We start from the raw sequence: 7,027 nt of genomic DNA on the forward strand, positions 1-7,027 counted from the left end.
GTGGCGAGTGGTCTCGGACTGTGAGGTCCGCGCACACGGCTCGCGTGTGTGGCTCACACGCATATTCTCTCCGCACGACTACTGGATGCAGGCCGGCGACGTGATTCGGATCGCGCGCGGTGAGCGTATCTGGCTGAGCGCTGATGGTGACCGGCCGGCGGAAGTCACTTTGACCAGCGAGTATGTCGAGCGAAGGCGGTTGTTAAGGCGAAGACCTTTGCGATGGTTGGGGCGGGTTTTGGATATTTTGTTGCCGCTGGCCAGGTAGGGGTGCTGACGTTTAATCGTGGAAGCGCTAACGACATACTATATAGGAATGCGAAATGAATAAGAATGTTCAGAAGCAAATGGTGGGTCAGATGGCGCCGGGGAAGGCGCGGTTCATTTCCGAGGTGGGGTGGCAATGGGTGGTGGGGATCGCCAACATGTTGTTGATACTTGCGTTGTTCGTATTGGCGGTTGTTAAGGCGCCATCGAGCGTCAGGTCGAACAATACGCGATGTCTGCAGCAGGTCGCCAACGAGGAGCATGTGACTCTGGAGGCGTTCTTTCAGAATCCGGCGGCGCAGGACGCGATGGTTCAGGCTATGGAGGTTTGTTCTCGATGAGGCGGTCCGAGGCGTCGTTGGAGACGTTGGTACGCCCGCGGAACTAATCGCTCGAGGAAGAGGGTTCCGAAAACCGGTACTACGTTACCTATATTCGGTACGCAACAGGGTTGGTATGCGGTTGCAATGAAGGCAGGATAACGGGCGTGACGTGATTGCCATGGCGAAAGCTTGATGAGGGCGAGCTTTGGAGTTGTTTCGCCACGAAAAACGAAAAGCCCCGACGAGTCGGGGCTTTAGTAATACTGGTGGCGAATCAGGGATTCGAACCCCGGACCTGCGGATTATGATTCCGTCGCTCTAACCGGCTGAGCTAATTCGCCAAAGAAGAAGCGAGATTATGAAGATGGTCGCGGCACCTGTCAACCCCCGCAGCCGCACAGCGTCAAACCCCGCGACCCGGCCCAAACCAGCCTAAATAAGACCGGCCCGGCCCCCAGCAAAACCCCCAGCCTCAATCCTGCGCATAAATATCCGAGTCCTTGGTCTCCTTGACGAACAGCAGGCCGATCACCAGGGTAATCAGCGCGATCACGATCGGATACCACAGCCCAGAGTAAATATTTCCCTTCGCCGCGACGATCGCAAACGCCGTAGCCGGCAGGAAGCCGCCGAACCAGCCATTGCCGATGTGATACGGCAGCGACATCGACGTATAGCGAATGCGCGTCGGGAACATTTCCACCAGCATCGCCGCGATCGGCCCGTACACCATCGTCACGTAGATCATCATGATCGACAGGATCACCACGCTCATCGGCCAGTTGATCTGTGAAGGATCAGCCTTGGCCGGATAGCCGGCGGCCTTCAGTGTCGAGCCGAGCGACTCGTCGAACGCCTTGCCTTGCGCCTTCGCGTCCGGCGCCTTGCCGTCGAACGTGTTGATCACCGTATCGCCCACCTTGATCTGCGCGACGGTGCCCGCCGGCGCCGCGACGTTCTCGTAATTCAAGCCCGCCTTCGACAGCGCGCTCTTCGCGATGTCACACGAAGACGTGAACTTCGACGTACCCACCGGGTTGAACTGGAACGAGCACTCGTCCGGGTTGGCGATCACCACAATCGGCGACTTCTGCGTGGCGGCCTCGAGCGCCGGGTTGGTGAAGTGCGTCAACGCCTTGAACAGCGGGAAGTAGGTCAGCGCGGCGATCAACAGACCGGCCATGATGATCGGCTTGCGCCCAATCCTGTCCGACAGCGAACCGAAGAACAGGAAGAACGGCGTGCCGATCAGCAGTGCCAGCGCGATCAGGATGTTGGCGGTCGAACCGGCAACCTTGAGCGTCTGCGTCAGGAAGAACAGCGTGTAGAACTGCCCCGTGTACCAGACGACGGCCTGGCCGGCGGTCAGCCCGATGAGCGCAAGAATCACGATCTTCAGGTTCTTCCATTGGCCGAACGCTTCGGTCAGTGGCGCCTTGGACGTCCTGCCTTCTGCCTTGATGCGCGCGAACACCGGCGATTCATGCAGTTGCAGCCGGATCCACACCGACACGCCCAGCAGGATGATCGACGCGATGAACGGCACGCGCCATCCCCAGACACCGAACGAGTCTTCGCCGATCGAGGTGCGCACGCCGAGAATCACGAGCAGGGACAGGAACAGGCCCAGCGTGGCCGTCGTCTGGATCCAGGCGGTGTAGAAGCCGCGTCGTCCGGCGGGGGCGTGCTCAGCGACGTAGGTCGCTGCGCCACCGTACTCGCCGCCGAGCGCCAGCCCTTGCAGCAGCCGCATAGCGATAAAAATCACCGGCGACGCCATGCCGATCGCCGCATATCCCGGCAGGAGGCCAACGAGGAAGGTCGATAAGCCCATGATCACGATAGTGATCAGGAACGTGTATTTGCGCCCGACCAGATCGCCCAGTCGGCCAAACACGATCGCACCGAACGGCCGCACGGCGAAGCCTGCCGCGAAGCTAAGCAGGGTGAAGATGAAGCCGGCTGTGGGATTGACCCCGGAGAAAAAGCTCTTGCTGATGAAGACCGCCAGTGAACCGGCCAGGTAAAAGTCGTACCACTCGAAAACAGTGCCTAGCGACGATGCGAAGATCACCCGCTTCTCTTCATGCGTCATCGGCACGTGGGAGATTTGCCCGCCAACGGTAGCCATATGTCGTCTCCAATATTGATATGTGTACTCGGTCCGCCCGGAAGGCGTACCCGTGTTTTGGATTATTGGAGTGGAAACTTACGGCCTACTGACGTGGCATCTCAAAATCGTAGTAGGTAAGGGGAGGCGTGCGACGTGAGTATCTGTCGTTAAATTGGCGCTAATCGGCAGCCATCATGGTTTAAAGTGCCGGTATGTCGCATATTTTGAGCGGCCCAATCTGGCCCCCGTTAGGGTAAGTCCCGGGCCGTTTCTCGCGCCGTTAAGCTGACGCGCACGAGCGTTCCAGCGAGACGCGGCGTGGCTTGATAGACGTTATCGTCGATCGTCAACGTGCCGCCGTGCATGGTGGCAATCTCGCGGACGATGGCCAGCCCGAGCCCGCTGCCGTCGCCCTCGCGGCCGAGGATCCGGTAGAAGCGTTCGACCACCCGCGCCCGTTCGGCAGGCGGAATGCCGAGCCCGGTGTCCTCCACTTCAAGGTGTACCTGGCTGGACGCCGGGTCTGGACGCACCCGCACTGTGATACGGCCGCCAGCCGGCGTGTAACGGATCGCGTTGTCGATCAGGTTAGACAGCATCTCGCGCAGCATCAGCAGGCTACCGTCTATTTCCACCGCTTCGTCCGGTCCCTCGTAGCCCAGATCCATCTGCTTGGCGAGCGCCGCCTGCACCCAGTCGCGCACCGCATTGCGGGCGACTTCGGTGATCTCGACCGGCGCGAAAATCTGTCCCGACAGACGGTTTTCCGCACGCGCGAGCGCCAGCAATTGCGTGACGAGTCGCGCGGCGTGCTCGGAGCTGGTGGCGATCTGCTCAAGGGAGCGATGGACCTCCGGGGAGACGTCCTGTCGCAACGCCAGTTCGGCCTGAGTGCGCAGACCGGCGAGCGGCGTTTTCATCTGATGGGCCGCGTCGGCGATAAAGCGCTTCTGCAGCTCCATATTCTGTCCAAGGCGCGTTAGCAGGTCATTGAACGACGTTACCAGCGGTTCGATCTCGGGCGGAGCGCGGCGCGCTTCGAGCGGCGACAGGTCGTCGGGACGTCGCGCGCGGATATGCGCCTGCAGCGCATGCAGCGGTGCGAGTCCGCGTGAGAGCCCGAACCACACGAGCACGATCGCGAGCGGCAGGATCACGAACTGCGGCAGGATCACGCCTTTGATGATGTCGTTGGCGAGCTGGCTGCGCTTGTCGAGCGTCTCGCCTACTTGTACCAGGACCGGCAGCGCACCCGGCGTCTGCGGAAACTCGACCGTCGTATAAGCAACGCGGATGTCGTTGCCGCGCAGCACGTCATCGCGGAACTCAACGAGACCCGGCGGTGGCCGGTCTTCCTCGTGCGGCAGCGGCATGTCGCGATCGCCGCTCACGAGTTCGCCGCGCGTGCCCAGCACCTGATAGAACACCTTATCGACGTTGTCCGCGCTTAAGAAATCGCGCGTCGCAGCGGGCAACGACAGCTCCGCCACCCCGTTCACAGGATGGATCTGGCGGGCCAGTACGTAGGCGTCGGTTTCGAGCGCGCGGTCGAACGGGCCGTTGGCGATCGACTTGGCGACCAGGTACGTGACCGCAATGCTCATCGGCCACAGCAGCAGCAGCGGCGCCAGCATCCAGTCGAGGATTTCTCCGAACAGCGAGCGCGGGCGTGCTCCGGCGGCGGCTTCGGTTTCGTCGGGCGGCGCGAACGGGTTCGCGTAGCGGGCGTCGCGCGCCTCGTCGTCGAGGTCCGCCGCGGGCGCCGCGGCGCGCTCTGCGCGTGCGGACATGAGCCCTCTCTATTTGAAGGGGTGGCTCGCGGGCATCTGGGCGGATGCGGGCGAGGAGGGCGCATTGGACTCGGACGTGGTCCCGGTTGTCCCCGCTGCCGCGGTGGCCTTTTCCAGGCAGTAGCCGAGGCCGCGCACGGTGAGAATGCGCACGCCGCTTGGCTCAATCTTCTTGCGCAGCCGGTGCACGTAGACTTCGATCGCGTTGTTGCTGACCTCTTCGCCCCATTCGCACAGATGATCGACCAATTGCTCCTTCGATACCAGTCGGCCAATCCGCTGCAGCAGCACTTCAAGCAGGCCGAGTTCGCGTGCCGACAGCTCGATGATCTGCTCGTTGATATAGGCAATACGCCCCACCTGATCGAACGACAGCGAACCATGCCGCACCACCGTCGGGCCGCCCCCTGCGCCGCGGCGGGTCAGTGCGCGCACGCGGGCCTCGAGTTCATTGAGGGCGAACGGTTTGGCCATGTAGTCGTCGGCGCCGAGATCGAGGCCTTTGACGCGTTCGTCGACGCTATCGGCGGCGGTCAGGATCAGCACCGGCAGGTTCGAATTGCGCGCCCGCAAGCGCCGCAGCACCTCGAGTCCGGACATGCGCGGCAGGCCGAGATCGAGGATCAGGAGGTCGAAAGTTTGCATCGACAAGGCGGTGTCCGCCTCGACGCCGTTCTTCACGTGATCAACGGCGTATGCCGATTGGCGGAGTGATCGAATCAGACCGTCCGCGAGTATGCTGTCATCTTCGGCAATCAGAATTCGCATGATGCGCCAGCCTGGCCTTGCCGGCACCGTGGAAAGCCCGGCGCACAGCGGTCTCCAAAGATTTTGTGGGTAGTTTGGTGCACTTTGGCCACACATAAATGCATCGATGTGCGAATCGTGCTTGCCAAAACTACTGTTTTTTTATACAGTGTCTGCGTTTAGTGTGCTGTCTGTGATGAATGGGCCGCACACCTGCCTCAGACGCCGTTCATCATAGCAAAGGACGATTCATGGAAGAAAGCAAGAAAGGCCTGGCTGGACTGACTGCTGAAAAGAGCAAGGCGTTGGCTGCCGCGCTCGCGCAGATCGAAAAGCAGTTCGGCAAAGGGTCGGTCATGCGGCTCGGCGCAGGCGAGGTAGTCGAAGACATCCAGGTGGTCTCAACGGGATCGCTCGGGCTCGACATCGCACTAGGCGTCGGCGGTTTGCCGCGTGGCCGGGTGGTCGAAATCTACGGGCCGGAATCGTCGGGTAAAACCACGCTGACGCTGCAAGTGATCGCCGAAATGCAGAAGCTCGGCGGCACGGCAGCGTTTATCGACGCGGAACACGCGCTGGACATCCAGTACGCGGGCAAGCTCGGTGTGAACGTGAACGATCTGCTGGTTTCGCAGCCGGACACGGGCGAACAGGCGCTGGAAATTGCGGATGCGCTGGTGCGCTCGGGCTCGATCGACATGATCGTGATCGACTCGGTCGCGGCACTCGTGCCGAAGGCCGAAATCGAAGGCGAAATGGGCGACTCGCTGCCGGGTCTGCAAGCACGTCTGATGTCGCAGGCGCTGCGTAAGCTCACCGGCACGATCAAGCGCACGAACTGCCTCGTCATCTTCATCAACCAGATCCGTATGAAGATCGGTGTGATGTTCGGCAATCCGGAAACCACCACCGGTGGTAACGCGCTCAAGTTTTACGCATCGGTGCGTCTGGACATCCGCCGTATCGGCTCGATCAAGAAGAACGACGAAGTGATCGGCAACGAAACGCGCGTGAAGGTCGTCAAGAACAAGGTGGCGCCGCCGTTCCGCGAGGCGATTTTCGACATCCTGTACGGCGAAGGCATTTCGCGCCAGGGTGAAGTGATCGACTTGGGCGTGGCGGCGAAGATCGTCGATAAGGCTGGTGCCTGGTATAGCTACAACGGCGAGCGCATTGGTCAGGGTAAAGACAATGCACGCGAATTCCTGCGCGAAAATCCCGAGATCGCACGCGATATCGAGAACCGCATCCGTGAATCGCTAGGCGTGAATGCGATGGCAGAAGTTGCCACAGGCGCAAGCGCTGAACTCGCAGGCGAAGAGGAGTAATCGCCGCGTGATACGCAAGGGCCGGCCTGTATCCAATGCAGGACGTAATGCGGGCGGCCCGCGTGACGGTGACTCAAGTGGTGCAACTGAATCGCTTGGGTCACCTGAATCACCATTCGATCCGTTCGAGTCTTTCGAAGCGCACGATCAAGCTTCCGGCCGTGCGTCCTCCGCGCGGCGGGGTTCCGTGCTGGCCGATCCAGGTGACAACACTGGCAACGCCAGTCCTCCCGCAGAAACCACCTACACCCGCTCACGCCGCACGCCAGGCGAGGCCCGGGGCGGAGTCCGCGGTGAGTCGGCCGATCAAGACCGCGCCAACAAATCAAAAAGCCCTGTCCGCTCGCTGAAAGGCCGCGCACTTGGCTACCTGTCCCGCCGCGAATACAGCCGCGCCGAACTCTCGCGAAAGCTGATGCCCTTCCTCGAAGAGGGCGATTCTCTAGAGGCTTTGCTCGA

The 7,027-nt window shown here is 61.3% G+C and carries 6 protein-coding genes, 1 tRNA gene and 1 pseudogene; 4 read left to right on the forward strand and 4 right to left on the reverse strand.

The genetic code is table 11. The features are described 5' to 3' along the window. Together M0954_RS22170 and M0954_RS22175 are read left to right on the forward strand one after the other, a co-directional pair. On the forward strand, positions 1–268 hold a 268-nt coding region (locus M0954_RS22170), incomplete at its 5' end, for a DUF2917 domain-containing protein (RefSeq protein WP_297355500.1). A gap of 55 nt (positions 269–323) precedes the next feature. Continuing rightward, positions 324–608 (forward strand): hypothetical protein, encoded by a 285-nt coding sequence (locus tag M0954_RS22175; RefSeq protein ID WP_297355501.1) that lies wholly within the window; start codon positions 324–326, stop codon positions 606–608. 246 nt (positions 609–854) lie between these two features. Here M0954_RS22175 and M0954_RS22180 read toward each other — a convergent pair. From M0954_RS22180 to M0954_RS22195, 4 genes are all read right to left on the reverse strand, one after another. Then, positions 855–931: transfer RNA gene (locus tag M0954_RS22180), tRNA-Met, on the reverse strand. Between the two features lie 131 nt (positions 932–1,062). Next, positions 1,063–2,721, reverse strand: coding sequence for an MFS transporter (locus M0954_RS22185; protein WP_122153450.1), 1,659 nt, complete (start codon positions 2,719–2,721; stop codon positions 1,063–1,065). 230 nt (positions 2,722–2,951) lie between these two features. Further along, a complete protein-coding gene (locus M0954_RS22190; RefSeq protein ID WP_297355502.1) occupies positions 2,952–4,493 on the reverse strand; it encodes a sensor histidine kinase in 1,542 nt (513 codons plus the stop codon). Between the two features lie 9 nt (positions 4,494–4,502). Next, complete coding sequence (locus tag M0954_RS22195) at positions 4,503–5,261, reverse strand: response regulator transcription factor (protein WP_133892863.1); 759 nt, start codon at positions 5,259–5,261, stop codon at positions 4,503–4,505. A gap of 230 nt (positions 5,262–5,491) precedes the next feature. On the opposite strand from M0954_RS22195, the gene recA reads away from it, so the two are divergent. Together recA and M0954_RS22205 are read left to right on the forward strand one after the other, a co-directional pair. Continuing rightward, positions 5,492–6,568, forward strand: a complete 1,077-nt coding sequence (recA, locus tag M0954_RS22200; protein WP_122153453.1) for a recombinase RecA — start codon at positions 5,492–5,494, stop codon at positions 6,566–6,568. 7 nt (positions 6,569–6,575) lie between these two features. Continuing rightward, positions 6,576–7,027: pseudogene (locus M0954_RS22205) on the forward strand (recombination regulator RecX); the annotation flags it as partial.

It is taken from the genome of Paraburkholderia sp., from assembly GCF_026225065.1.
Classification (GTDB): Bacteria; Pseudomonadota; Gammaproteobacteria; order Burkholderiales; family Burkholderiaceae; genus Paraburkholderia.

What these genes read in the sequence shown, in the direction of transcription:
- recA (WP_122153453.1), top strand. Translation starts at nt 5,492, where the DNA reads ATGGAAGAAAGCAAGAAAGGCCTGGCTGGACTGACTGCTGAAAAGAGC.
- M0954_RS22195 (WP_133892863.1), bottom strand. Translation starts at nt 5,261, where the DNA reads ATGCGAATTCTGATTGCCGAAGATGACAGCATACTCGCGGACGGTCTG.
- M0954_RS22175 (WP_297355501.1), top strand. Translation starts at nt 324, where the DNA reads ATGAATAAGAATGTTCAGAAGCAAATGGTGGGTCAGATGGCGCCGGGG.
- M0954_RS22190 (WP_297355502.1), bottom strand. Translation starts at nt 4,493, where the DNA reads ATGTCCGCACGCGCAGAGCGCGCCGCGGCGCCCGCGGCGGACCTCGAC.
- M0954_RS22185 (WP_122153450.1), bottom strand. Translation starts at nt 2,721, where the DNA reads ATGGCTACCGTTGGCGGGCAAATCTCCCACGTGCCGATGACGCATGAA.